Raw genomic sequence first — 24,313 nt, 5'->3', positions numbered from 1 at the left:
GCAGCCGCTGCCGATCACCTCCCGGTGACGGTCGAGGGGGATCGTGGGCTCGATACCCGGCTGGTCTCCGCCGATGCGCGGCAGCTCAGCGAGCGATAGGGGCCAGCGTCCGCGCCCAGCCCAGCAGGGCCGGGTCGTCGAGGGTGTCGAGCAGCCAGTCGTGGTCGACGGCCCTGCCCGGCAGCGAGGGCACGGTGATCAGGTACATCCCCGCCGCCCGCGCCGCCGCCGCCCCGGTCCCGGAGTCCTCGAACGCCACCGACGCGCCCGGCTCCGCCCCGAGCTTCGCGCACGCCGTCAGATACAGCTCGGGATCCGGCTTGCCCCGGACGACATCGTCGGCGGTCACCACCACCGGCAGCAGCTCGGCCAGCCCGGCGCGCGCCAGCGCCGCCTCCACCAGCGCCCGCGGACTGTTGGAGGCGACCGCCACCGGCACCCGCGCCGCGCACTCCGCCACGATGCGCCGCGCCCCGGGCAGCGCCTCGGCGCCGGCGTCGAGCTCCTGCCGCACCAGCGCCATCAGCTCGGCGGTGAGCTGCTCGTCCTCGCCGGGGCGGCCGAAGTAGGACGTCAGCTCGGCCACCGCGTCGGGGACGGTGCGCCCGATCAGCATCGCCTTCTGCTCGGCGCCGAACCCGAACCCGTGCCGCGCGAAGAGCGCCGCCTCCGCGACGGACCAGCGCGCCTCGGTATCGACCAGCAGCCCGTCGCAATCGAAAACCACACAGCCCACTCGGCTCGGCGCACTCCGCATGGCACCACCGTACGAAAGGGCCCGCCGGGCGCGCTCGGCGTCCTAGGATCCGAGGGGTGGAGCTCGAGGAGTACCTGAAGTACGACGCGACCGGTCTGGCCGAACTCGTGGCACGCGGGGACGTGAAACCGGCGGAGCTGCTCGCGCTGGCGCGGGAGCGGGCCGAGGCGGTCGATCCGGCGCTGAACGCCATCGTGCGCACCTTCGACGGGGTCGCCGACGAGCGCGCCGCGAGCGAGCTCACCGGCCCCTTCGCCGGGGTTCCGTTCCTGATCAAGGACCTGCAGCAGGAGTACCGGGGGTTCCCGAGCACCGAGGGCTCGCGCTCGCTCGCCGGTGAGGTCGCGGCCGAGCACAGCCTGCTGGTGCAGCGGCTGCTCGACGCCGGGCTGGTCATCTTCGGCCAGACCAACACCCCGGAGTTCGGCAGCAAGGGGGTCACGGAGTCCGAGTTCTGGGGTCCGGCGCGCAATCCGTGGAATACCGCGCACACCCCGGGCGGGTCGTCGGGCGGCTCCGGCGCGGCGGTCGCCGCCGGGATCGTGCCCGCCGCGGGCGCCAATGACGGGGGCGGGTCGATCCGGATCCCGGCAGCGTGCAATGGGCTGGTGGGGCTCAAGGCCAGCCGCGGGCTCAGCCCGTACGGGCCGCGGGTCGGCGAGGTCATGTTCGGCATGGTCACCCAGGGCGTGGTGTCGCGCACCGTCCGCGACAGCGCGGCGCTCTACGACGCCGTCATCGGCCCGAACTCGCGCGCCGCCTACCGGGCCGCGCTGCCCGAGCGCCCCTTCGCCGAGCACATCCGCCGGGAGCCGGGCACCCTGCGCATCGGCTACTCCACCGCCTCCGCCATCACCGCGAACCCGCACCCGGAGGCGATCGCGGCGGTCGCGAGCGCGGCCGAGCTGCTGACCGGGCTCGGCCACGAGGTCGATGAGGTCCGCCCGCCGTACGACGACAAGCGACTGGCCGAGGACTTCCTCACGATCTGGTTCGCCAGCCTCTACCGCGAGATCCTCGCGATCAAGGAGCGGACCGGGGCACGGGACCGCGATTTCGAGGCGGACACCCTCGCCGTCGGCGAGATCGCCCGCTGCAACGGCGTCGGCAAACTCATGGCGGCCATCGACCACATCAACGATTACACCCGCGACCTGGCCGCCTTCCACGACCGCTACGACTACTTCCTCACCCCCACCCTCGCCACCCCGCCCCTGCCCATCGGCACCCTGACCACCCCGAAGTGGCAGCAGAGCGGCTCCCGCGTCCTGCACCGCCTGCACGGTGGCCGGGTCATGCGGGCGACCGGCATCCTGGACACCCTCATCGAGCAGAACCTGGGCTGGGTGCCCTACACCCAGCTCGCCAACCTCACCGGGCGACCGGCCATCAGCGTCCCGCTGCACTGGACCGCGGCGGGGTTGCCGCTCGGGGTCCAGTTCGTCGGGCGGCCGGGGGCCGACGGTGATCTGCTCCAGCTGGCCGCGCAGCTCGAGCAGGCGCGGCCGTGGGCGCACCGGCACCCCGCGCCGGTCGTGCACCGGACGGCCGAGGTTTGACCGCGGTCGATCGCTCGGGCCGCGTTGCCTGCGGCGCGTCAGTAGGCCAGGAGATCGAGGCCGTCGTCGGCGGGCAGGACCCAGGCTCGGTCGACGCGGTCGGCGGCCGACGAGCTCTCGAAGGCGCCGCGGATGCGGTCGGCGAGTGGATGCGGCGCGGCGGGGTCGGCCGGGATTCGCTGGTCGGCGCGGTCGGCGTCGCCGCCGGTCGGGGTGAAGGTCATCGCGTCCTCCGTGGTGTGGAACGGGGCGGGCCCGTGACCGCCGGGCCCGCCCCGCGAAGGGAAGAGTCGTGAAACCTGGTGTCTAGACGTGGCATTCGCGTAACGGGCATCACCTGCCTTCCACTCGAACCCTCTCGAACCGTCTGGGCGCGGGCCCTGCGGGGACCGGGCGGGGCCCGCGCGGCGGGTGTCGCCACCCGCGCGGGCCGGGTCGTGGACCCGGCCACGTTCGCTCCGGTGCTCCGGAGGCGCGGGCGGGTCAGGATCCGGCGAGTGCCTTGGTGTCGTGCTGCTGTTCGCCGCGGATGATCTCGATCTTGCGCGGCTTGGCCTTCTCCGCTACCGGGATCGTCACCCGCAGCACGCCGTCGCGGTAGTCGGCGCGAATGCGCTCGGTGTCGAGCCCCTCGCCGAGGAAGAGCTGCCGGGAGAACACGCCGCGCGGACGCTCCGAGGCGATCATCGACCGCCCCTGGTCCAGCTGCGCGCGCTCGGCGCGCACCGTCACCACATTGCGCTCGACATCGAGGTCCAGCGAATCCGGGTCGATTCCGGGCAGGTCGAACTCCGCCACGAAGTCCGAGCCCTCGCGCCAGGCGTCCATCGGCATCACCGCCGGACGGGCCGCCGTGCCGAACACCTGCTGCGTGAATCGGTCCAGATCCCGGAACGGATCGGTACGCATCAGCATGGTCGCCACCTCCACTACTCCTTATCTCAGTGTGTGTGGTGCCAGGTAATCTCTGCCGCCTGGCATAGATATTATGTAGCACGCGGATCGGATGAGTGCAAGCGCCTCGATGAGATAATCTCGAAGCGCGAGGAAAAGGCGGTGAGTTGGCGATGGTGGACAGGTCGAGCGGCGGGGCGGTGCCGGTGCCCGGGTCGGATCGGGCGGTGTACGCGATCTCGGTGGCGGCCGAGCTGGCCGGCATCGCGGTCCAGACGCTGCGGCTCTACGAACAGCACGGGCTCATCACACCGGCCCGCAGCTCCGGCGGTACCCGCCGCTACAGCGGGGACGATCTCGTCCGGCTGCAACGTATCTCGGAGCTCAGCGGACAGGGGGTCAATCTGGCGGGGATCGGGCGGATCCTGGAGCTGGAGGACCACAATGCCGCGCTCACCGCCGAGCGCGATCAGCTCCGCGCCGACGCGGGCGAGCCGCGGGGGTGACGGTGGAGCCGGTGGTCGGCGTCGTGCGGACCGGGAGCGGCCCGGACGTGGTGCTGGTACACGGCGGGGCGGGGCCGACGGCGACCTGGGCGGGGCTCGAGTCGCTGCGGCCGCGGTGGACGCTGATGTCGGTGTACCGGCGCGGCTTCCCGCCCAGTCCGAGGCCGCCCGGCGGCGGTCAGGACTTCGAGGTCGACGCCGACGATCTCGCCGCGGTCATCGGCGACACGCGCCCGCACGTGGTCGCGCACTCCTACGGCACCCTCGGGGTGCTCGTCGCGGCTGCCCGCAGCCCCGCCTCCGTACGCTCGCTGACCATCATCGAACCGCCGCTGTACCACCTGGCCGAGGACGACCCGCGGGTGCGGGCGCTGCGGCGGCTCGGCGACACCGTGCTCACCGAGGGGCCCGCGACCGATCCCGCCCAGCTGCGCGAATTCCTCGCGCTCGCGGGCTCGCCCGAGTCGCTGTCCGCCGGGGCGATGGCTGCGGTGCGGCGCGCGCACGGCGCCCGGCTGCCGAGCGAGGCGCGCCCGCGGCTGGAGCTGATTCGCGCGCACGGCACGCCGGTACTGGTCGCCTCCGGCGGTCACTCTCCGGCCCTCGAGCAAGTCTGTGACGCACTCGCCGACGCCCTGGCCGCCCAGCGGGTGCGCGCACCGGGAGCGGGCCATTTCGTAGCGGCGGCACCGGGTTTCGCCGAGCGGCTGGAGCGATTCCTGCTCTCGGTGTGACGATCACCCGCTACTGCCGGGCGAGCCGTTCGCGGGCATCCGCCCAGGAGAGCGGGATCTGCTCCGGGCTCGCCGTGGAGGCGACGAACCCCGGTGTGCCCACCCGCCCCGCCATGTCGGCCAGCATGAGCGCGTGCGTGCCGCTGCGCACGAAGGCCTCCATCGCAGCCTCGTCGGACCACGCGGAGAGTGTCCAGAAGGTCTTGCGCGGCAGGCGGGCGTCCAGGGTGTAGCCGACGCAGCCCGGCGCCTGCCGCAGCTGTTTGCGAATTCGCAGGGTCCAGCGGAGGAAGCGGGGGATGTCGCCGTAGTGGTTCAGGGGCAGGCGCGAGGTGAGCACGTGCAGGGTCTCGCCGTCGGCGGGGCGGTGGATTCCGTGGGCCCAGGGCAGTGCGGGCATGAGCTTCCTTCCATAGTGGAATGTTGCTCCCAGCCTATGTGCACACCCGTAAACATTCAAGACCGCCTCGTAGTAGTCTCTCCCGTCCATCCAGTAGTTCCGGATGCGGGCGGAGTGCGGGATATCGGTGCGGATCGCGGCGGAGGTGCTCGCCGCCGTCAGCTCTCGGTGGCGATGGCGTCCACGATGAAGGCGACGATGGCCTCCTGCTGCGCGGGGTCGAGGATCGTCGACTGCCCGACGAAACCGGTTCGGGTGAGCAGGATTCCGATGAACGCCTCCCCGGCCAGCACCGGATCGCCGGTGAGCTCGCCGCGCCGGGCGGCGGAGCGGAAGACCTCCTCGACCACGGCCATGCAGCGGTCGATGGAGTCGCGGCGGAAGGCGGTGTAGATCGCCGGGTACTCCTGCGCCTCCTGGACGCAGCGCTGCAGGATCTCGATGCGGGGGCTGGTGAAGACGGCGGCCACCGCGGGGACGATGGCCATGAGGTCGGTGCGCAGCGCGCCGGTCCCCGGCACCGTGAGCCCCGCGGCGAGGCTGCCGAGCGCGTCGGTGATGAGCCGGTCGCGCTCCGGCCAGCGGGCGTAGATCCCGCGCTTGTCGACGCCGGCGCGGGCGGCGACGCGGTTGGTGGCGAAGCCCGCGATCCCGCGCTCCGCGAGCTCGTCGACGGCGGCCCGCAGCACCCGCGCGTCGATGGACGGGTCGCGGCGACGGCCCCGCGCCGGTGTCGCTGAACCCATTGCCAAACCTCACCCCATTCATGCACCATGGTGGTGCATTAATTCGGTCACCACCGAGGTGACCTGCGTATTCGCGCTGTACCCAGCCTATGGCATGGGCGCTCGAGTGGTCCGGGAGGACACGATGCTGCACGTGGGTGATCAGGCCCCCGAATTCGAACTGCTCGACCAGCGCGGTGATCTCGTCCGGTTGAGCACGGTTTTACAGGCCGGTCCGGTCGCGCTGTTCTTCTACCCGGCGGCGCTCAGCCCCGGCTGCACCAAAGAGGCGTGCCACTTCCGCGATATCGTCGGCGAGTTCGCGGCGCGCGGGGCGACGATCCTCGGGCTCAGCAATGACGATGTCGCCACCCAGAAGCGGTTCGACGAGAAGCACCGGCTGGGTTACCCGCTGCTGGCGGATGTGGACGGGAATGTCGCGAAGGCGTACGGCCTGAAGCGGCGGGTGCCAGGGCTGCCCGCGAAGCGGGCCACCTTCGTCGTCGGCACCGACGGGCGGGTGCTCGCCGCCGTGCACAGCGAGCTGAACATGAACATCCACGCGGACGAGGCGCTCGCGGCGCTGGCAAGCTGATCATGGTTTCACCAGCTCGACTGAAACATATACTGTAACGTTCTCTGCATGAGTACGGACGCGGTGGTGGGCGAGCCGGGGCCCGCCCACCGCGGCGCCCCGCGCTCCCGGCCGGCGCCGCGCCCGCCTGCTCGCGGCGATCTGATCGCCAGCGTCACCCGCGAGGTGCTCGACTTCTTCGGCGCCTGCCCGCGCTGCGGGTACCCGGCCCAGGAATCGGAGACAGTGCGTACCTTCGCCAAGGGGATCACCGAGCGAATCGTGTTCCGCACCTGCGGCCTGCCCTGCGGCTGGTTCATTTCGTCCGCGAGCGCGGGCGACAGCTATCCCGGTCACCGGGTGTAGGCCCGCGCCCGGTGGAGAGCGGGCGCGAGGCCGAAATCGCACTCGCCGGTCCGCGCCGCCGGAGTGCCGACGAGCCGCCGCTTACCGCGTCGTTCCGCGCGTGGTCCTGCGTATCCCTGCTGCTCACTGTGAGTGCCGGTGCTTCCCCGCAATTGCCGACGGGTTGACTATTGTGCTTACGGTAAAACCTACCGTACTGTTACCTGCGCCACACGAACAGCGGCAATACCGGGCGCCCGGTCGGTAACTCCGGCCCGCGGCGATCTCATCCCACAGTTAGGTACGCGATGCGTTCACCCACCCCTCCTCCCGCGATCGGGCCGGTATGACCGAGCATCTCCAGTTCCTGCTGCTCGGCATCGGCAGCGGCGGTGTCTTCGGCGCCCTCGCCATCGCGCTGGTGCTGGTCTACCGAAGCTCGGGTGTGCTCAACTTCGCGACCGGGGCGATCGCGCTGAACTGTGCCTACGTCTACGCCTTCCTGCGCAGGGGCGAGTTCGTGATCCTCGTGCCCGGGCTGCCGAAATCGGTCGATATCGGCGGCGACCCCGGCTTCGCGGTGTCCGCCGCGATCGCGGTGATCCTCTCGGCGCTCTTCGGGCTGGTGGTCTACGTCGTCGTCTTCCGGCCGCTGCGCAAGGCTCCGCCGGTCGCCCGCGCCGTCGCCTCGCTGGCCCTGATGATCCTGCTGGTCGCGGTCGCCGCCAAGCAGGTGGGAACGAACTCCATCGGTGTGAAGGCGATCTTCCCGGTCGATATCTGGACCGTCGGCGAGCTGCGGATCCCGCAGGACCGGATCTATTTCGGCATCAGCATCGTGGTGCTCGCGCTCGTCCTGGCGGCGCTGTACCGGTTCACCCGCTTCGGGCTGGCCACCCGCGCCACCGCCGAGAGCGAGGAGGGCGCCTACGTCAGCGGGCTCTCCCCGGACCGGATCGCCGCGGGCAACTGGATGATCGGCTCGGCGGTCGCGGGCCTGGCGGGCATCCTCATCGCGCCGATCGTACCGCTCAGCCCCATCGGCTACTCCCTGTTCATCGTGCCCGCGCTGGCGGCGGCGATCATCGGCCGGTTCTCCTCGGTCGTCGCCGCGGTCGCCGCCGGGCTGGTGATCGGCATGCTGCAGTCCGACGCCACCTACCTGTCGCGCACCTACGAGTGGCTGCCCTCCAGCGGGCTGGTGGAGCTGGTGCCGCTGATCGTCATCCTGGTCGTGCTGGTGATCAGGGCCAGGCCGCTGCCCTCGCGCGGCGCGGTCATCGTGACCGAGCTCGGCACCGCGCCCTATCCGCGAAAGATCCTGCTGTGCACCGGAATCGGCGTGCTCGCCGCGGGGGCAGCACTGATTCTCTCCGGCGGCGACCTGCGGGTCGCGATCATCACGACGCTGATCCTGGCCATTATCGGCCTCTCCCAGGTCGTGGTGACCGGGTACGCGGGGCAGGTCTCGCTGGCGCAGCTCGCGCTGGCGGGCGCCGCGGCGCACCTCCTCGGCCCGATCGCCGCGGACTGGGGTATCCCGTTCCCGTTCGCGCCGCTGCTGGCGGCGGCGCTGGCGACCGTGCTCGGTGTCGTCGTCGGGCTGCCCGCCCTTCGCATCCGCGGGCTGACGGTCGCGGTCGTCACCCTGGCCCTGGCCTACGCCATCGAGGCGGTGTGGTTCCGCAATCTCGACCTGGTGCCGTCGAGCGGCATCGACATCCCGGATCCGGTGGTGTTCGGCCACAGCCTCGGTGTCGGCCGCGGCGAGAATTTCCCGCGGCTCGAGTTCGGGCTGCTGTGCCTGGCGGTGCTGGCAGTCGTCGGGGCGGGCGTGGCCTGGCTGCGGCGCAGCCGGCTCGGCACCCGGATGCTCGCGGTGCGCGCCAACGAGCGCTCGGCGGCGGCCTCCGGCGTCGACGTGGTGCGCACCAAGCTGGCGGCCTTCGCGATCGGCGCGTTCATCGCCGGGATCGGCGGCAGCCTGCTCGCCTACCAGCAGACCAATGTGTCGTTCCAGTCCTTCACCGCGCTGGCCGGGCTCAGCCTGTTCGCCATCGTCTACCTCGCCGGGACCACCTCGATCGCGGGCGGCCTGCTCAGCGGCGTGCTCGGCGCGGGGGGAGTGGCGTTCCTGCTGCTCGGGAACCTCGGTGACGCCGCGGGCTCCTGGTACCAGGTGATCGTCGGGGCCGGGTTGCTGATCACCGTGCTGACCAATCCGGAGGGCATCGTCGCCCCGGCACAGCGGGCGCTCGCCCGCACCGTGCGGAAGGCGGCGCCGCGGGCGGACACCGCACCGGCGCTTCCGCCGCGCACCGAGGCGGTGCCCGGCGCTCCGCTGCTGGTGCTGGACGGGGTGACGGTGCACTACGGCGGCGTTCTCGCCGTGGACGACGTGAGCTTCGCGGTGCCGGAGGCGGCGATCGTGGGGCTGATCGGCCCCAACGGGGCCGGCAAGACGACCCTGATCGACGCCATCAGCGGCGCTGTCCCCGCCGGCGGAAGCGTGGCGCTGGGCGGCGCGCGGCTCGACGGAATGAGCGTGCACCGCCGGATCCACGCCGGGCTGGGCCGGACCTTCCAGGCCATCGAGCTGTACGAGGACCTCAGCGTCCGGGAGAACGTCCTGGTCGGGCTCTCCGGCCGGAGCCGGGCCGAACAGGCGGGCAGCGCCGACGAGCTCGATGCGATCTTCGCCCTGCTCGGCCTGGTCGAGGTCTGCGACACCCCGGCGGGCGAGCTGTCCCAGGGGCAGCGGCAACTGGTCTCGATCGCCAGGGCGCTCGCGGGGAAACCCGCGGTGCTGCTGCTCGACGAACCCGCGGGGGGCCTGGACTCCGCCGAGAGCCGCTGGCTGGGCGAGCGGCTGCTGGCGATCCGGGCCAGCGGGGCGACGATCCTGCTCATCGAGCACGACATGAGCCTGGTGCTCGGCGTCTGCGATCAGGTGCAGGTGCTGAACTTCGGCCGGACGCTCGCCGCGGGCACCCCCGAGCAGATCCGCACCGATCCCAGGGTCGCCGAGGCCTACCTCGGCACCATGTTCGCCGAGGAGGTCGTCGGATGAGCCTGCGCCTGAACGGAATCACCGCCGGGTACGGCAAGCTCGCCATCGTCCGCGACCTGGACCTCGAGGTCCGCTCCGGGACGGTGACCGCGCTGCTCGGGCCGAACGGCGCCGGGAAGACGACGCTCATGCTGACCGCCGCCGGGCTGCTCCCGGCGCTGGGCGGGGAGATCGCCGTCGGCGGCACCCCGCTGCCGAAGGGCCGCCCCGCGCGCGCCAACCGGGCCGGGGTGGTGCTGGTCCCGGACAACCGGGCGCTCTTCACCGGCCTGACCGTCACCGAGAACCTCGCCATCGCCCGGCGCCGCACCGGCCGCCCGCTCGACGACATCTTCGACCTGATGCCCGCGCTGCGGCCGCGCCGGAAGGTGGCGGCGGGCGCGCTCTCCGGCGGCGAGCAGCAGATGCTCGCGGTCGGGCGCGCGCTGATCCAGGGCCCCCGGGTGCTGCTCATCGACGAGATGAGCATGGGGCTGGCGCCGGTCATCGTGGAGGAGCTGCTCCCGGCCGTGCGCCACATCGCGGACGAGGCCGGCGTGGCGGTCGTCCTGGTCGAACAACACGTGCGGCTGGCCCTCGCGGTCGCCGACGACGCCGTCGTGCTCGTGCACGGCGACGTGACCCTGCGCGGCACCGCCGCGGAGCTGCAGCGGGCGCCCGAGCGCCTGGAAGCCGCCTACCTCGGTGGCGGAACCCCCACCGCCACCGTCTGATTCATCCCGTCAACAGGAGATCGTCATGTCCTTCTTCACCCGTACCCGATGGGCGGTGCTGCCCTGTCTCGCCGTCTCGGCCGCGCTCCTCGCCACCAGCTGTTCCAGCGACGACGGCTCCGCTCCGAGCCCGGCCGACAAGTCGGTGCTCGGCCAGGAGAACAAGGCGACCGGCGCCCCGGTGCGGATCGGTCTGATCACCACCGGCCCCAAGGCGCCGGTCTACACCGAGGAACTCGAGGTGGCCCAGGCGACCGCCACCTACATCAACGACTACCTCGGCGGTCTCAACGGCCGCCCGATCGAGCTGATCCCCTGCGAGGACGAACTGCAGGTGAGCCTGGCGCGCAACTGCGCCAACAAGTTCGTCCAGTCCGACGCGGTCGCGGTGGTCAGCGGCGAGGCCAACAACGCCGACACCGTCGCCTCGATCACCTCGCCCTCGGCGCTGCCGTACCTCACCGCCGCGGGCGGGCAGCAGTCGCTGATGCTGCCGAACACCTACGTGCTGATCAACGCGCTCAACTCGCTGGCGGGCGTGCCCGCCGCGTATGCCAAGCAGCAGGGCTTCAAGAAGGTCGCCATCCTGGCGGTGGACTCGCCGACCGCCATCGACCCGCTGAAGCAGCTCGGGCCCTTCGCCTTCGGCAATGCGGGCGCGCAGGTCGATGTGGTGCCGGTGCCGCTCGGCACCGCGGATATGACCCCGCAGATCCAGGCCGCGCTGGCCAAGCAGCCCGAGATGTTCCACCTGCTCGGCGATGTCTCGTTCTGCACGGCGGCGATCAAGGCCATGCGGACGCTGAACACCCCGCAGCCGGTCATGGCGGTGACCCAGTGCGTCGGCGACGCCGACACCGCCGCGCAGATCCCCGGCGGGTACGAGGGCGTCAAGATCATCGTCAATACCGTGTTCGACCCCGCCCAGCCGGACACGAAGCTGTTCGACGCGGTCGTCGACGGCTCGGGCGCCAAGGATCCGAAGAAGGCCGCCTCGGTGTTCCGGACCCTGCTCGGCCTGCGCTCCGCGCTCGACGGCATGCCCGACGAACTCAGCAGGCAGTCGGTCAACGCGCGGCTCGGCGCCATGCCGCAGCCCGCGCCACTGCCGCTCTCCGCCGGCGGCACCTTCCAGTGCGGCAGCAAGCCCGTTCCGGTCGTCCCCAATATCTGCTCGGACGAGGCCCTGCTCGGCACGCTGGACGAGGACGGCACCCCGACCGATGTCGCCCCGATCGACACCAGCGGCATCTTCTCCATGCCGGGCCGCTGAACCGTGGCTATCGGAACGGAGCGACCGTACCGGGTCGTGCAGTGGGCGACCGGCAGCGTCGGCAAGGCCGCGCTCCGGCACTTCGCGCAGAGCCTGGTCTACGAGCTGGTGGGCGTGCTGGTCTTCTCCGCCGAGAAGGCGGGCAAGGACGCCGGTGAGATCGCCGGCATCGGCCCCATCGGGCTGGCCGCCACCGACGACGTGGAGCAGATCCTCGCGCTCGACGCCGACTGCGTCTTCTACTCGCCGCTGTGGCCGGACACCGATGCCGTCTGCCGGTTGCTGCGCAGCGGCAAGAACGTCGTCACCTCGACCGGGCCGTACTACCCGACCGAGATCGCGAAGGAGGACTTCGCGCGCATCGAACAGGCCTGCGCCGAGGGCGGCACCTCGTTCCACGGCGGCGGCATCCACCCGGGCTACGCAGGCGACCTGCTGCCGCTGACCCTGGCCCGGCTCGCCAGCCGGGTGGACCACATCCACGTGCACGAGGTGGTGAACTTCCGGCAGGAGCCGTCGAAGTACATCGAGTGGACCGGCATGGGCAAGACGCCCGAGCAGTTCCGGGCGGAGCCGGCGCTGCTCGGTGCCTCGGTGCCGTACTTCGCGCAGTCCATGGCGGTGATCGCCGATGGACTGGGCCGGACCGTCGACGAGGTCACCGTCGCCGAGATCGAGCTCGCCACCGCCACCGCGGACATCCACTACACCGGGACGGAGACCAGCGACATCCCCGGCGTGCACGGTGTGGTGCCCGCCGGGACGGTCGCCGGGCAGCATCACCGGTGGACGGCGTGGTCGGACGGGGTTCCGCTGATCACCTTCCACGCCAAGTACACGATGGGCGACGACGATATCGAGCCCGCGTGGAACTACGGCCACAGCCAGTACCTGCTGGTGATCGACGGCGACCCGCCGACCGAGCTGGTACTGCGCGCGGGCGCCGGGCCGGACGGGAACCCCGTCTACCTCGGCTACACCTGGACCGCCATGGCCGCGGTGAACGCCATCCCGGCGGTGGTCGCGGCCGCACCGGGGCCGCTCGGCCACCTCGATCTCGGCCTGCTCCGGTTGCCCGGGGTCGTACACTGAGATGCGGCGGATCCAGGCGGGCGAGGTACTGAGCGCCTCGATCGACATCGCCGCCCCGGCCGACGCGGTCTACGCGCTGGTCTCCGACATCACCCGAATACCCGAGTGGAGCCCGGAGACCGTGCGCGTGCGGCGGCTGGACCCGGCCGGGTTCCGCTCCTGGAACCGGCGGCGGCTCGGCGTCTGGCGCACGGACGCGAAGATCGTCGAATCGATTCCGGGCGAACGATTCTCGTTCGTGGTCCAGGCCATGGGCGGGGATTGGACGCAGTGGACGTACCGGCTCGAGCCGCGCGGTGACAGCACGCGACTGACCGAGGAATTCCGGATGTGCGTGGCGCTCCCCACCGCGATCCTCGCCTTCGAGTGGCTGTTCCTGCTGGTCCGGGACCGCCGGGCCGACCTGCGGCAGAACCTGGAGACCTCGGTCGCGCGCATCGGAACCATCATCGAATCCGGCGCCGCGCGCCGGCGAACGGGGGAACATCCGTGAAGTATCGAAATCGGGTCGCGGTCGTCACCGGCGCGGGCTCCGGCATCGGGCGGGCGCTGACCATCGCGCTCGCCGCCGATGGCGCCCGGGTGGCGGCCTCGGACATCGACGCGGCCGGGCTCGCCGCGACGAGCGCGGCCTGCGCGCCGGGCAGCGTCGCCACCTACCACCTCGACGTCGCCGACCGCGCCGCGGTGCGCGCACACGCCGAGCAGGTCGTGCCGAGCTGGGGCCGGCGTCGATGCTGTTCAACAATGCCGGTGTCGACCTCATGGCCGAGATCGAGAACATGGAGCCCGCGGATCTGGACTGGCTGTTCGGCATCAACTTCGGCGGCGTGGTGAACGGCACCACGGCTTTCCTGCCGCAGCTCATCGAGGCCGGGAGCCCGGACCGCCCGGCTCGGCTGATCAACCTGTCCAGCGCCTTCGGGCTGATCGCCGTGCCCGCGCAGGGCGCCTACTGCGCCTCGAAGTTCGCGGTGCGCGGGCTGACCGAGACGCTGCGCCAAGAGATGATCATGAACGCCCGCCCGGTGACCGTGCACTGCGTGCACCCGGGCGTGGTGAAGACCAACTTCGGCAGGAACATGCGCACCAGCGCCGAGGACGCCGAGGTGGCGCGGACGCTGTTCGACAAGGCCGCGCTGACCACGCCGGAGCGCACCGCGCGCACGATCCTGCGCGGCGTCGACCGGGGCAAGGCGCGGATCCTCGTCGGCCCGGACGGCCGCGTCGCCGCCGCGCTCCCGCGCCTGCTCGGCGTCTCCTACACGACGCTGCTCGCGCGCGGATCGCGCGTGACGTCGCGCCGACGCACAGAGAGTTCACCGTCCGTCGAGGAAAGGAATCCGCTGTGACACTGCGGATCGTGCAATGGACCACCGGCAATGTCGGGCGGGCGGCGCTGGGGTCGATCGTCGAGCGCGACGATATGGAGCTGGTCGGGCTGTACGCCTTCAGCGCCGACAAGGTGGGGCGGGACGCCGGTGACCTGGCCGGGCTCGGCCGCACCCTCGGTGTCGCGGCCACCGACGACATCGACGCCATCATCGCGCTGCGACCGGACTGCGTCTCCTACATGCCGCTCTTCCCCGACGTCGAGCACCTGAGCAGGCTGCTCGAGGCCGGGATCAATATCGTCACCACCGCGGAGTTCATGACCGGCGCCGCGCTGGGCGCCGAGTCGAAGGCCCGGCTGGAGCGGGCCGCCGCGGCCGGTGGCGCGAGCCTGTTCGGCAGCGGGGTGAATCCCGGGTGGATCGAGTACCTGGCCGCGGCCGCCTCCGGGGTGACGCGGAATCTGCGCTCGCTGCGCGTGATCGAACAGTTCGACCTCATGGTCCTCTCCGCGGACGGCAACCAGGACGACTTCGGCTGGGGCCGCCCGGCCGGCGACCCCGGCCACGCCGACGACGTCGCCACGGGTGTCGCGGAATTCCGCGACGCGGTGGAGGTGGCGGCGCGGGTGCTCGGCGTCGAGCTGGACGAGATCCGCTACGACGTCGAATTCGCCCACGCCACCGAGGATCTGACGGTCGCCGCGCGCACCGTCACCGCGGGGACCGTGGCCGGGATCGAAATCACCTGGTCCGGCATGGCGGGCGGGGCCGCGGTGATCGAGCTGGTCGCCCGCTGGACCCTGGGCACCAAGATCGAGCCGGCCTGGACCACCGACATGGGTTACACCGTCGAGGTGAACGCCGACCCGAGGGTGATCATGCGGGTCGACTTCCTCCCCGCGGATCTCGAGCGGATCACCGCCGAGGGCATGGCGTTCATGGGCACCGTGCTGACCGCCTCGCCCGCGATCAACGCAATCCCGGCGGTCGTGGCCGCCGCACCCGGCATCGTCACCTACGCTGAGCTGCCGCCGATCACGGCGAACCTCGCCGGGAGGTAGGCCATGACCGAGACCGCGGTGACCTTCTGCCGCATCTGCGAACCGCTCTGCGGCATGATCGCGACCGTCGAGGACGGGCGGCTGACCGCCCTGCGCCCGGACCGCGAACACCCGCTCTCCAGCGGCTTCGCCTGCCCCAAGGGGATCGCCTTCACCGAGGTGGTCAACGACCCCGACCGGGTCACCACCCCGCTGCGCCGGGGGCCGGACGGGTTCGAGGAGGTCTCCTGGGAGGAGGCCATGGCCGATATCGCCGGGCGCCTCACCCGGGTGCTGCGCGCGCACGGGTCGGGGGCGGTCGGCTGGTACATGGGCAACCCGGCCGCGTTCAGCTACTCGCACCTGGTGGGGGTGATCGCCTTCATCAAGGGCATCGGCAGGCATTCGCACTATTTCACCGCCTCTACCCAGGACACCAGCAGCAGGCTGCTGGCCAGCCAATTCCTCTACGGCTCCCCGCTGTCGGTGCCCATCCCCGACCTGAACCGCACCGACCTGCTGGTGGTGATGGGCGCGAATCCGCTGGTCTCGCACGGCAGTTTTCTCACCGCGCCCAGGATCAGGGACCGGCTGCGGGAGATCAACGCCCGCGGGCGGGTCGTGGTGATCGATCCGCGCCGCACCGAGACCGCCGCCGCGCACGAATGGCTCGGCATCGTCCCCGACACCGACGCCTTCCTGCTGCTCTCGCTGCTGCAGGTGCTGTTCGCCGAGGATCTCGCCCGGCCCGGTGCACGGGTCCGCGATCTGGGGTGGCTGCGCGCGCAGGCCGCGCCGTTCACCCCCGAGGCCACGGCGGAGTCGACGGGGATCGCGCCCGAGCAGGTGCGCGAGCTGGCCCGCGCGCTCGCCGGGACGCCGCGCGCCGCCGTCTACGGGCGCTTCGGCACCTGCGTCGGCCGGCACGGCACCCTGACGAATTACCTCATCGATGCCGTGAACCTGGTGGCGGGCAATCTCGACACCCCGGGCGGCAGCGTCTTCAGCACCCTCGGCATCCCCGGGCAGCGCTGGGCGATGATGGTCATGGGCGCGTTCCTGCGCCGCACCTACCGGCGCAAACGCGGCCGCATCGGCGGCTTCGGCCCGGTCATCGGGGCCGAGCCCGCCGCGCTCATGGCGAAGGAGATCACCACGCCCGGCCCGCGCCGGATCCGCGCGCTCTTCGTGAGCGCGGGCAACCCGGTGCTCTCGGTCCCCAACGGGGACGAACTGGAGGCGGCGACCGAGCAGCTCGATCTGATGGTCGCGCTGGACTTCTACCGCACCGAGACCGCGGCGCACTGCGACTACCTGCTGCCGGTGACCACCATGTACGAGCGCGACGATTTCGCGCTCACCTTCCAGCAGTTCCAGGCGACGCCGTTCCGGCAGGCGACCGAAGCCGTGGTGCGCCCGCCCGGCCAGGCGCGCACCGAGTGGGAGATTATCGACGACCTGATGCGGCGCATGACGAGGCGCACCCCGCTCTTCGCGGTGCTGGGGCTAGCCAGGTCCGTCGCGCACCGCCTCGGGCGCCGCTTCCACCCGCGTCCGCTGGCCGATCTGATCATCCGGCTCTCCGCCGGCGGACGTGCCGGGCTGACCTTCGACCGGCTCACCGGCGCACACCCGCACGGCGTCGTCGTGGCCCCTGACGTCCCGACCGGCGTGCTCGACCAGGTCCTGGCCTACGGCGACCGGCGCGTGCACCTCCGGCGCCCGGAGATCGCCGCCGAGCTCACGGCGCTCGCCGGAGACACCGGCACCGAGGGCTTCCCGCTGCGGCTGATCGGCATGCGCGAGCCGCGCTCGGAGAATTCCTGGATGCACAACGCGCCGCTGCTCCGGCGCGGACCGGACCGGCCGCACCGCGCGCTCATGCACGCCGCCGACGCCGCCGAGCGCGAAATCGCCGACGGCGCGACGGTGCGGGTGCGCTCGGCGACCGGAGCGATCGAGCTCCCGGTCGAGCTGACCGGCGATATCGTGCGCGGAGCGGTCGCCATTCCGCACGGGTACGGGCATCGGGGGACCGGGGGATGGCAGCTCGCCAACCGGGTCGGCGGGGTGAATGTCAACCTGCTGATGTCGAGCGAGCCGGGGGATATCGAGGCGCTGGCGGGGATGTCCCGGCTGACCGGCATTCCGATCAGCGTGCATCCCGTGAGAGAGACAGTTCCACCAACGAGACAGGCGAGACCATGCGCAGAGTAGTTCAGTTCTCCACCGGCAATGTCGGGCGGCATTCGCTGCGGGCCCTCATCGGCCGCCCCGACTTCGAGCTCGTCGGGGTGCACGCCGCGAGCCCGGCCAAGATCGGGCGCGACGCCGCCGAGCTGTGCGACTGGGACGAGCCGACCGGGGTGCTCGCCACCGACGACGTCGAGGCGCTGCTGGCGCTGAAACCGGACTGCGTCGTGTACACCGCGCTCGCCGAGACCAGGCCGGCGGAGGCGATCGAGGAGCTCTCGGCGATCCTCGCGGCGGGGATCAATGTGGTGGGGTCGTCGCTGGTATGGATGGTCGCCCCGCGGCACGCCGAGGACTGGGTGCGCGAGCCGCTGGAGAAGGCGTGCGCGGCGGGCGGCTCCTCGCTCTACATCAACGGCGTCGACCCGGGCTACTCCGGCGACACGCTGGTGCACACCGCACTCGGGCTGGTGACGCGCGCGGAGTCGGTCGCGGTGCAGGAGATCTTCGACTACGGCAACTACGACGACGCCGAATTCACCGGCGCCGCCATGGGATTCGGGGTCGCCGAGGACGCCGAGCTGCCGCCGCTGTACCTGCCGGGTGTGGTGGCGTCCATGTGGGGCGGGCAGGTGCGCAGCCTGGCCGCGGCGCTCGGCATCACCCTGGACGAGGTCAGGCAGCGCACCGAGCGGTGGTTCACCCCCGAGCGCATCGAGTGCACCATGATGACGGTGCAGCCGGGGCAGATGGCCGCGGTCCGGTTCGCCACCGAGGGGGTGCTGAACGGCAAGCCGGTGATCACGATGGAGCACGTCAACCGGCTCACCGCCGCCGCCGCGCCGGACTGGGACTTCCCGCCGGACGGGCACTCCGGCGTGCACCGGGTGGTGGTCGAGGGCGATCCGCGGATCGAGATCAACACCCACGTCTCGCACCCGATCTTCGATTCGACCGACGCGGGCTGCATCTCCACCGCGGCGCGGGTGGTCAACGCCATCGACTGGGTCTGCGCCGCCCCTGCCGGGCTGGTGTCGGTCGAGGACATTCCGCAGACGGCGGTGCTCAACGGGCTGGTGTGGTGAACGACCGGTCGTGCGGTCGATGAAGACCAAGGGTGCGCTGATCTGGGATTTCCATCAGCCGTGGTCGATCGAGGAGATCGAGATCGGGGAGCCGCGCGGCGGTGAGGTGAAGATCCGGATGGAGGCCGCCGGGCTCTGCCACTCCGATCACCACCTCGTGACCGGTGACATCCCGATGGCCTCCTTTCCGATCCTCGGCGGGCACGAGGGCGCGGGTGTCGTCATCGAGGTCAGCCCGGGAGTGGACGACATCGCGGTCGGTGACCATGTGGCGCTGTCGTTCATCCCGGCCTGTGGCCGATGTCCCTCCTGCCGGGCGGGCCGGACGAACCTGTGCGACCTCGGGGCCGGGTTGCTGGCCGGGGCCTCGGTCTCCGACGGGTCCTTCCGGGTGCGGGCGCGCGGGCAGGACGTGTACCCGATGTCGCTGCTCGGCACCTTCGCGCCGTACCTGGTGGTGCACCGCAGCTCCGTGGTGAAGATCGATCCGGAGATCCCGTTCGAGGTCGCGGCGCTGCTGAGTTGCGGCGTCACCACCGGGTTCGGCGCGGTGGCGCGGTCGGCGGACGTGCGGCCGGGTGAAGACGTCGCGGTGATCGGGATCGGCGGTCTCGGGGCGTCGGCCGTGCAGGCGGCGGTGCTGGCCGGGGCCCGCTACATCTTCGCGATCGATCCGGTGGCCTGGAAGCGCGAGCAGGCACTGCACTTCGGCGCGACCCACGCCTACCCGGACATCGGCGCCGCGCTGGCCGCCGTTCCCGAGCTGACGGCGGGCGGAATGGCGGCGAAGGTGATCGTCACCGTCGGCCGCATGGAGGGCCGGGACCTCGACATGTACCTGGCGCTCACCGCGAAGGCGGGCACCTGCGTCGTCGTGGCCATGGGCGGCGTCCTCGAGGCCGAGACGACCCTGAACCTCTCGGTGCTCACCCTGTTCCAGAAGAACGTCCAGGGGACGATCTTCGGCGCGGGCAACCCGCAGCACGACATTCCGCGGCTGCTGGCGCTCTACCGGGCGGGCAAGCTCAACCTCGACGACATGGTGACGCGCACCTACCGGCTGGAAGACGTCAACGACGGTTACCGGGACATGTTGGAGGGGCGCAATATCCGAGGCGTCATCACGTTCACCGACGCCGATCGATGAGGAGGTCACCGTGCCCGGACTCGACCTGACCTGCACGAGTGGGATGCTGACCTGTGGCGTCCCCCGCGGACGGTGCGCATCCCCGGCGAGGACGACCTCTACTGGGGCCCGATCCTGTGGATCGAACGCGACGGCGCACAGCACGCGTTCTCGGCCAACCTGACTCTGGCCGCCGAGCACGCCATGACGGTGATCCTCGGACCCGAACGGTACGTGTGGAAGGAAGACGACGTCATCGATGTGGTCTTGACTCCGCTGCCGTCGAACGTCACCCGGATCGACGTGCCGGGCCGGCCCGACGACGTCGGGTACACCAGCTCCGGGTGCACGGTGACCGGCACGATCGAGGGTTCGCCGATCGTGGGTGGCTACGGCGGCCTCGACCGCATGTACTGCCTGCCCGGCCTCAGCGCCCACGCGTCCAACATCGCCCATCTGGAGCACTACTGGTTCGTCTGGGGTGCGCAGTTCGAGGACGGCCACTGGGAGACCGGCAACACCATGCTCGGCGCGGGCGGCTATGCGACCGCCGGTTACCACCGTCAGGGTGAGCCGCCGGTCGTCGCCGTCGGCGGCGACGTCGGGTCGACGGTGCTCTGGGACACCAGGGACGGTGTCGCGCAGCCGTACGCCGCCAGCCTCGCCTTCGGCGGGCACACCTTCGATTTCCGCGGAACGCACAATGCGGCCGCCTGTGCCGCGGCGCTCGGGATAGCGTGGCTGCACGGCACCGTTCAGCGCGCGGGCGGGGAGCAGCCCGTGCGGAGCTGGTCGACCATGGAGGTCATCCAGCGGAACTGGGGCGGCCGGGACGGTGGCCGCGCCGTGCCGCGGGAATGACGTGGCGCACGCGCGGCGGCTCCGGTCAGCCCGCCGCCGGGCCGGTGACCGCTCGCGGTAGCCGGGTGCCGACGTAGCGCGCGGTCCGGCGAGCCAGGAAGCCCGGCGCGGCGCGGCCGACCAGCCACCCCAGCCGGGTGCGTCCCGGCACCACCACCCGGGCGCGATCGCGGGCGACCGCGGCCAGCACGTCGACGGCCAGCCGCTCCGGGGAGTACGCCCGCTCGGTGTTCTCGGCGCCGAGGAAGAACGCGCGGCCGGCGAAGCCGCTGCTGTCGGTGCTGTCGAGAATGGGCGTCTCGACCGCTGACGGGCACACCACGGTCACCCCGACGCCGTAGTGCACGGCCTCGGTCCGCAGCGCCTCGGAGAGCCCGACCACCGCGAACTTGGTGGCGCAGTAGCTGGTCAGCAACCCCGACGCCATGAGCCCCGCCGCCGAGGCGGTATTGACGATGTGCCCGCTACCCGCCGCGATCATCCGCGGATAGGCGGCCTGCACCCCGTGCACGACGCCGCGCAGGTTGATGTCGATGATGCGGTTCCACTGCTCGAGGGTCAGCTCCTCGGTGGGGCCGCCGATGACGATCCCGGCATTGTTGAACAGCAGATCCAGGGGCCAGGCCGCGTCGACCGCCGCCGCCACGGCGGCCGCGTCGGTGACGTCGAGTTCGACGGCGGTCGCGCTGCCGGGGCCCGGCGCGGAGGCCGCCACCCGGGCGGCGGCCTCCGCGTCGATATCGGCGCAGTGCACGTGCGCACCGGCTGCGGTGAGCGCGCGGGTGAGCGCGGCCCCGATGCCGGAGCCGCCGCCGGTGACGAGGGCGGTGCGGCCGGTGAAGCGCCCGCCGTACGGCTCGGTCATGCCAGCGCCGCCAGGTGCTTGCGCAGGTTCGGGTAGCGCATGAGGTGCGCGCCGCCATTGATGTCGAGCACCTCGCCGGTGATCCAGCTCGCCTCGTCCGAGCTCAGGAAGACCGCGGCGGCGGCGATCTCCTCCGGCTTCCCCGGGCGGCCGAGCGGGGTGTTCTCCAGGTAGTCCTCCCTGATCCCGGGGATGCCGTCGATCCCGGCGGTGAGCGGGGTGATGACCAGGCCCGGTGCGATGGCGTTCACCCGGATGCCGCGCGGCGCCAGCTCCAGCGCCGCGACCTGGGTGAGCATCGAGAGCCCCGCCTTCGAGGCGCAGTAGGCGGAGAGCCCCTCGCCGGGCTGCCTGCCGTTGAGCGAGGTCAGCGAGACGATCGCGCCGCCGTCGAGCAATGCCCGCGCGGCGTGCTTGAGGACCAGGAAGGCGCCGGCCAGGTTGATGTCGAGCACCCGCCGCCACTCGGCGGCGTCGTGGTCGACGATCGGGCCCCAGGTGCTGGTGCCGACGGTGTTGACGACGGTGTGCACGGCGCCTGCCTCGGTGAAGAGCGCCTGCACGGCCGCCTCGTCGGTGATCTCGACCTCGCGGCCGACACCTCCGACCTCCGCCGCCACCGCGCTCGCGCCGGCGCCGTCCCGATCGGCGACGACGACTTGTGCGCCGGTGGCGGCCAGCGCCCGCGCCGTCGCGGCGCCGAGCCCCGACGCACCGCCGATCACGACGGCAGTCCGATTGTTGCTCACGGTACCTCCGATTTGCTGTCCAACTTCTGTGGATTGCCATACTATTCGACTTACCGAAATACCAACAGAAAGTTCGACAACATGGGACTGTTCCAGCCGTCGTCGACGGCGATCATCGGCGCGGGCATCGCCGGGCTGACCGCGGGAAAGATGCTGAGTGACTACGGAGTCCCGTACACCTGCTTCGAGGCCTCCGACCGCATCGGCGGCAATTGGGCGTTCGGGAATCCGAACGGCAGTTCCAGCGCCTATCGCTCGCTGCACATCGACACCTCGAAGTACCAATTGTCTTTTCGCGACTTCCCCATCCCGGAGTCGTACCCGGACTTCCCGCACCACAGCCTGATCAAGCGCTACCTCGACGATTACGCCGACTCGTTCGACCTGCTCGATCAGATCGCCTTCGACACCGCGGTGGTCCGCGCCGAGCACCACGACGGGGGCGGCTGGACGCTGCACCTCGGCAACGGGGAGCGGCACAACGCCGAATTCCTGGTGGTCGCCAACGGGCACCACTGGGACCCGCGCTTCCCGGACTTTCCCGGGCACTTCGACGGCGAGGTGATCCACTCGCACGGCTACATCGACCCCGCGCACCCGCTCGACCTGCGCGACAAGCGCATCCTGGTGGTCGGCCTCGGCAACAGCGCCGCCGACATCACCGTGGAGCTGTCGTCCCGCTCCCTGGGCAATACCGTGCACCTGTCCACGCGCTCCGGCTCGTGGATCGTGCCCAAGTACATGGCGGGGCGGCCGGTCGACAAGTACGGCGCGGCGCTGCCCTTCGTCCCGCGCCCGGTCTACCGCGCTGCGGTGAACGCCTTCGCGGAGTTCATCTCGGGCAACCCCGAGCGCTGGGGGCTGCCGCGCCCGGAGCACCGGTTCCTGGACGCGCACGGCACCCAGTCGGTGGAGCTGCCGCTGCGGCTCGGCTCCGGCGACGTGCTGCCGAAGCCGAATATCTCCAGGCTGGACGGCGACCGGGTGCAGTTCGAGGACGGCAGCAGCGCCGAGATCGACGTCATCATCTACGCCACCGGGTACAACATCACCTTCCCGTTCTTCGACCCGGAGTTCCTCAGCGCACCGGGCAACCGCATCCGGCTCTACAAGCGGATCCTGCAACCGGGCAGGCGCGACCTGGCCTTCGCCGGGCTCGCGCAGTCGGTGCCGACGCTCTTCCCCTTCGTGGAGTGCCAGGCTCGGCTGATCGCCGCCTACGCGGCGGGCGAGTACCTGCCGCCGGAGGAAGCCGAGATGGAGCGGGTCATCACCGAGGACGAGCAGCGCTACCTCGGCCACGTGCTCGACCGGCCGCGCCACACCCAGCAGGTCGAGTTCTTCCCCTACGAGCGGCAGCTGCGCCTCGAGGAGCTGCCCGCGGGCAGGCGCCGAGCACAGGCGGCCGCGCGGGTGCGGGAGCTGGTGGCCTGATGGAGACAACGGCCTTCGACTCCGCCGGGGTGCGCTGCCACGCCTGGCATTTCCGGGCCGCCGACGATCGGCTCGCGGGGCCCGCCGGGCGCCCCGCCGTGGTCATGGCGCACGGCTTCGCCGGGACCAAGGACTCCGGTCTGGAGTCCTTCGCCCGGCACCTGGCCGCCGCGGGCGCCGAGGTGCTGGCCTTCGACTACCGCGGCTTCGGCGCCAGCGAGGGCGCCCCGCGACAGGTGATCTCCCCGGCCGGGCAGCTGGCCGACTACCGCGCGGCGCTCGACGCGGCCACCCGGCTCCCGGATGTCGACCCGAACCGGCTGGTGCTGTGGGGCGTCTCGATGGCGGGCGGCACCGTGCTCGAGGCCGCGGCCGGGCGCGACGACATCGCGGCCGTGATCGCGCTGACGCCGCTGGTCTCCGGCGCCGCGGTGGAGCGGCCCGCGCCGCTGCCCGCCGGTGCGGTGCCCGCCGCCGAACCGGGCTGGCACCGGGCGGGCACCACCGCGCGGCTGCTGCTCACCGCGGCCCGCGACCGCTGGGCCGCCGCGGCCGGGCGCGCGCGGATCACGCTTCCCGCGGTGGGCGAGCCGGGGGAGCTGGCGCTGCTCACGCTGCCCGGCGCCACCGCCGATTACGCCTCCATCGCGGGCCCCACCTGGCGCAACGAGGTGGCGGCGAGCATCGCGCTCGACGCGATCCGCAGTGCGCCGCTGCGCGCCGCGGCCGAGGTGCGCTGCCCGGTGCTGGTCCAGATCGCCGACTACGACCGCTACGCGCCGCCGTCGGCCGCGGTGAAGGCGGCGGCGCGGGCACGGGCGCGGGTGCGCCACTACCCGTGCGACCACTTCGACGTGTACCCGGGCAAGAGCCGCCACGAGCTGATCCGGGAGCACCAGGGGCGGTTCCTGAGCCAGGTGCTCGCCCCGGCCGCGTCGAGCGCCGCGCGGTGACCGCGATACTTCGCGCCGCCGTACCGCGCTG

The 24,313-nt window shown here is 71.7% G+C and carries 24 protein-coding genes and 1 pseudogene; 18 read left to right on the top strand and 7 right to left on the bottom strand.

From position 1 onward, the window contains the following. Window positions 1-85: 85 nt before the first annotated feature. Window positions 86-727 (bottom strand): HAD family phosphatase, encoded by a 642-nt coding sequence (locus AB0H71_RS06095; protein ID WP_357015323.1) that lies wholly within the window; start codon window positions 725-727, stop codon window positions 86-88. Between the two features lie 86 nt (window positions 728-813). Between AB0H71_RS06095 and AB0H71_RS06090 the strand changes: the two genes are divergently transcribed. Then, window positions 814-2,316: an amidase gene (locus AB0H71_RS06090; RefSeq protein WP_357015321.1), complete on the top strand. Its 1,503-nt coding sequence runs from the start codon at window positions 814-816 to the stop codon at window positions 2,314-2,316. 38 nt (window positions 2,317-2,354) lie between these two features. Here the strand turns inward: AB0H71_RS06090 and AB0H71_RS06085 are convergent, their stop codons facing one another. Both AB0H71_RS06085 and AB0H71_RS06080 read right to left on the bottom strand, forming a co-directional pair. Beyond that, window positions 2,355-2,540 carry a hypothetical protein gene (locus AB0H71_RS06085; protein ID WP_357015319.1) on the bottom strand — a complete coding sequence of 62 codons (186 nt, stop codon included), beginning with the start codon at window positions 2,538-2,540 and terminating at the stop codon, window positions 2,355-2,357. 259 nt (window positions 2,541-2,799) lie between these two features. Continuing rightward, window positions 2,800-3,246, bottom strand: a complete 447-nt coding sequence (locus AB0H71_RS06080; protein ID WP_357015317.1) for an HSP20 family small heat-shock protein — start codon at window positions 3,244-3,246, stop codon at window positions 2,800-2,802. A 137-nt stretch (window positions 3,247-3,383) separates the two neighbouring features. Between AB0H71_RS06080 and AB0H71_RS06075 the strand changes: the two genes are divergently transcribed. Then, window positions 3,384-3,716: a MerR family transcriptional regulator gene (locus AB0H71_RS06075; protein WP_357015315.1), complete on the top strand. Its 333-nt coding sequence runs from the start codon at window positions 3,384-3,386 to the stop codon at window positions 3,714-3,716. Further along, window positions 3,713-4,450, top strand: a complete 738-nt coding sequence (locus AB0H71_RS06070) for an alpha/beta hydrolase (RefSeq protein ID WP_357015313.1) — start codon at window positions 3,713-3,715, stop codon at window positions 4,448-4,450. Before AB0H71_RS06075 ends, AB0H71_RS06070 begins: the two co-directional genes overlap by 4 nt. Before the next feature lie 10 nt (window positions 4,451-4,460). On the opposite strand, the gene AB0H71_RS06065 is transcribed toward AB0H71_RS06070, so the two are convergent. Both AB0H71_RS06065 and AB0H71_RS06060 read right to left on the bottom strand, forming a co-directional pair. After that, window positions 4,461-4,850, bottom strand: a complete 390-nt coding sequence (locus tag AB0H71_RS06065; protein WP_357015311.1) for an antibiotic biosynthesis monooxygenase — start codon at window positions 4,848-4,850, stop codon at window positions 4,461-4,463. A 158-nt stretch (window positions 4,851-5,008) separates the two neighbouring features. Then, window positions 5,009-5,596 carry a TetR/AcrR family transcriptional regulator gene (locus tag AB0H71_RS06060; RefSeq protein WP_357015309.1) on the bottom strand — a complete coding sequence of 196 codons (588 nt, stop codon included), beginning with the start codon at window positions 5,594-5,596 and terminating at the stop codon, window positions 5,009-5,011. 124 nt (window positions 5,597-5,720) lie between these two features. On the opposite strand from AB0H71_RS06060, the gene AB0H71_RS06055 reads away from it, so the two are divergent. From AB0H71_RS06055 to AB0H71_RS05995, 13 genes and pseudogenes are all read left to right on the top strand, one after another. Beyond that, window positions 5,721-6,170, top strand: coding sequence for a peroxiredoxin (locus tag AB0H71_RS06055; RefSeq protein WP_357015307.1), 450 nt, complete (start codon window positions 5,721-5,723; stop codon window positions 6,168-6,170). A gap of 48 nt (window positions 6,171-6,218) precedes the next feature. Next, on the top strand, window positions 6,219-6,515 hold the full coding sequence (locus AB0H71_RS06050) for a hypothetical protein (RefSeq protein ID WP_357015305.1): 297 nt from the start codon (window positions 6,219-6,221) through the stop codon (window positions 6,513-6,515). A gap of 325 nt (window positions 6,516-6,840) precedes the next feature. Then, window positions 6,841-9,564: a branched-chain amino acid ABC transporter permease/ATP-binding protein gene (locus tag AB0H71_RS06045; protein ID WP_357015303.1), complete on the top strand. Its 2,724-nt coding sequence runs from the start codon at window positions 6,841-6,843 to the stop codon at window positions 9,562-9,564. Continuing rightward, window positions 9,561-10,277: an ABC transporter ATP-binding protein gene (locus AB0H71_RS06040; protein WP_357015301.1), complete on the top strand. Its 717-nt coding sequence runs from the start codon at window positions 9,561-9,563 to the stop codon at window positions 10,275-10,277. Before AB0H71_RS06045 ends, AB0H71_RS06040 begins: the two co-directional genes overlap by 4 nt. Window positions 10,278-10,302: 25 nt before the next feature. Next, on the top strand, window positions 10,303-11,550 hold the full coding sequence (locus AB0H71_RS06035; protein ID WP_357015299.1) for an ABC transporter substrate-binding protein: 1,248 nt from the start codon (window positions 10,303-10,305) through the stop codon (window positions 11,548-11,550). A gap of 36 nt (window positions 11,551-11,586) precedes the next feature. Further along, window positions 11,587-12,642, top strand: a complete 1,056-nt coding sequence (locus AB0H71_RS06030) for a dihydrodipicolinate reductase (protein ID WP_357015297.1) — start codon at window positions 11,587-11,589, stop codon at window positions 12,640-12,642. Between the two features lies 1 nt (window position 12,643). Then, window positions 12,644-13,135 (top strand): SRPBCC family protein, encoded by a 492-nt coding sequence (locus AB0H71_RS06025; protein WP_357015295.1) that lies wholly within the window; start codon window positions 12,644-12,646, stop codon window positions 13,133-13,135. Then, window positions 13,132-13,994: pseudogene (locus AB0H71_RS06020) on the top strand (SDR family oxidoreductase). The gene AB0H71_RS06025 and the pseudogene AB0H71_RS06020 overlap by 4 nt, the downstream one beginning before the upstream one ends. Further along, window positions 13,991-15,037: a dihydrodipicolinate reductase gene (locus AB0H71_RS06015; protein WP_357015293.1), complete on the top strand. Its 1,047-nt coding sequence runs from the start codon at window positions 13,991-13,993 to the stop codon at window positions 15,035-15,037. The pseudogene AB0H71_RS06020 and the gene AB0H71_RS06015 overlap by 4 nt, the downstream one beginning before the upstream one ends. A gap of 3 nt (window positions 15,038-15,040) precedes the next feature. Next, complete coding sequence (locus tag AB0H71_RS06010; RefSeq protein ID WP_357015291.1) at window positions 15,041-17,233, top strand: molybdopterin-dependent oxidoreductase; 2,193 nt, start codon at window positions 15,041-15,043, stop codon at window positions 17,231-17,233. Then, window positions 17,221-18,294: a dihydrodipicolinate reductase gene (locus AB0H71_RS06005; RefSeq protein WP_357015289.1), complete on the top strand. Its 1,074-nt coding sequence runs from the start codon at window positions 17,221-17,223 to the stop codon at window positions 18,292-18,294. Before AB0H71_RS06010 ends, AB0H71_RS06005 begins: the two co-directional genes overlap by 13 nt. Before the next feature lie 19 nt (window positions 18,295-18,313). Then, window positions 18,314-19,441 carry an NDMA-dependent alcohol dehydrogenase gene (locus AB0H71_RS06000; protein WP_357015287.1) on the top strand — a complete coding sequence of 376 codons (1,128 nt, stop codon included), beginning with the start codon at window positions 18,314-18,316 and terminating at the stop codon, window positions 19,439-19,441. 72 nt (window positions 19,442-19,513) lie between these two features. Further along, window positions 19,514-20,281, top strand: a complete 768-nt coding sequence (locus AB0H71_RS05995) for a hypothetical protein (RefSeq protein ID WP_357015285.1) — start codon at window positions 19,514-19,516, stop codon at window positions 20,279-20,281. 25 nt (window positions 20,282-20,306) lie between these two features. Here AB0H71_RS05995 and AB0H71_RS05990 read toward each other — a convergent pair whose 3' ends face one another. Next, window positions 20,307-21,146, bottom strand: a complete 840-nt coding sequence (locus AB0H71_RS05990) for an SDR family NAD(P)-dependent oxidoreductase (RefSeq protein ID WP_357015283.1) — start codon at window positions 21,144-21,146, stop codon at window positions 20,307-20,309. Then, complete coding sequence (locus AB0H71_RS05985; RefSeq protein WP_357015280.1) at window positions 21,143-21,895, bottom strand: SDR family NAD(P)-dependent oxidoreductase; 753 nt, start codon at window positions 21,893-21,895, stop codon at window positions 21,143-21,145. Before AB0H71_RS05985 ends, AB0H71_RS05990 begins: the two co-directional genes overlap by 4 nt. A gap of 81 nt (window positions 21,896-21,976) precedes the next feature. On the opposite strand from AB0H71_RS05985, the gene AB0H71_RS05980 reads away from it, so the two are divergent. Both AB0H71_RS05980 and AB0H71_RS05975 read left to right on the top strand, forming a co-directional pair. Next, window positions 21,977-23,329 (top strand): NAD(P)-binding domain-containing protein, encoded by a 1,353-nt coding sequence (locus AB0H71_RS05980; RefSeq protein ID WP_357015278.1) that lies wholly within the window; start codon window positions 21,977-21,979, stop codon window positions 23,327-23,329. Next, window positions 23,329-24,282 (top strand): alpha/beta fold hydrolase, encoded by a 954-nt coding sequence (locus tag AB0H71_RS05975; protein WP_357015276.1) that lies wholly within the window; start codon window positions 23,329-23,331, stop codon window positions 24,280-24,282. The genes AB0H71_RS05980 and AB0H71_RS05975 overlap by 1 nt, the downstream gene beginning before the upstream one ends. Window positions 24,283-24,313 lie beyond the last annotated feature (31 nt).

Origin of the sequence: Nocardia sp. NPDC050697 (assembly GCF_040654395.1) — a bacterium.
GTDB lineage: Bacteria > Actinomycetota > Actinomycetes > Mycobacteriales > Mycobacteriaceae > Nocardia.
The sequence above is the reverse complement of the archived record's forward strand: the minus strand, read 5'-3'. Positions and strand labels throughout refer to the sequence as shown.

Excerpts from the sequence above, each read along its gene's own strand:
- AB0H71_RS06075 (WP_357015315.1), top strand. The coding sequence starts at position 3,384 with ATGGTGGACAGGTCGAGCGGCGGGGCGGTGCCGGTGCCCGGGTCGGAT.
- AB0H71_RS06010 (WP_357015291.1), top strand. The coding sequence starts at position 15,041 with ATGACCGAGACCGCGGTGACCTTCTGCCGCATCTGCGAACCGCTCTGC.
- AB0H71_RS06005 (WP_357015289.1), top strand. The coding sequence starts at position 17,221 with ATGCGCAGAGTAGTTCAGTTCTCCACCGGCAATGTCGGGCGGCATTCG.
- AB0H71_RS06060 (WP_357015309.1), bottom strand. The coding sequence starts at position 5,596 with ATGGGTTCAGCGACACCGGCGCGGGGCCGTCGCCGCGACCCGTCCATC.
- AB0H71_RS06055 (WP_357015307.1), top strand. The coding sequence starts at position 5,721 with ATGCTGCACGTGGGTGATCAGGCCCCCGAATTCGAACTGCTCGACCAG.
- AB0H71_RS05975 (WP_357015276.1), top strand. The coding sequence starts at position 23,329 with ATGGAGACAACGGCCTTCGACTCCGCCGGGGTGCGCTGCCACGCCTGG.
- AB0H71_RS06025 (WP_357015295.1), top strand. The coding sequence starts at position 12,644 with ATGCGGCGGATCCAGGCGGGCGAGGTACTGAGCGCCTCGATCGACATC.
- AB0H71_RS06000 (WP_357015287.1), top strand. The coding sequence starts at position 18,314 with ATGAAGACCAAGGGTGCGCTGATCTGGGATTTCCATCAGCCGTGGTCG.
- AB0H71_RS06035 (WP_357015299.1), top strand. The coding sequence starts at position 10,303 with ATGTCCTTCTTCACCCGTACCCGATGGGCGGTGCTGCCCTGTCTCGCC.
- AB0H71_RS06040 (WP_357015301.1), top strand. The coding sequence starts at position 9,561 with ATGAGCCTGCGCCTGAACGGAATCACCGCCGGGTACGGCAAGCTCGCC.
- AB0H71_RS06045 (WP_357015303.1), top strand. The coding sequence starts at position 6,841 with ATGACCGAGCATCTCCAGTTCCTGCTGCTCGGCATCGGCAGCGGCGGT.
- AB0H71_RS06085 (WP_357015319.1), bottom strand. The coding sequence starts at position 2,540 with ATGACCTTCACCCCGACCGGCGGCGACGCCGACCGCGCCGACCAGCGA.
- AB0H71_RS05980 (WP_357015278.1), top strand. The coding sequence starts at position 21,977 with ATGGGACTGTTCCAGCCGTCGTCGACGGCGATCATCGGCGCGGGCATC.
- AB0H71_RS05990 (WP_357015283.1), bottom strand. The coding sequence starts at position 21,146 with ATGACCGAGCCGTACGGCGGGCGCTTCACCGGCCGCACCGCCCTCGTC.
- AB0H71_RS06050 (WP_357015305.1), top strand. The coding sequence starts at position 6,219 with ATGAGTACGGACGCGGTGGTGGGCGAGCCGGGGCCCGCCCACCGCGGC.
- AB0H71_RS06065 (WP_357015311.1), bottom strand. The coding sequence starts at position 4,850 with ATGCCCGCACTGCCCTGGGCCCACGGAATCCACCGCCCCGCCGACGGC.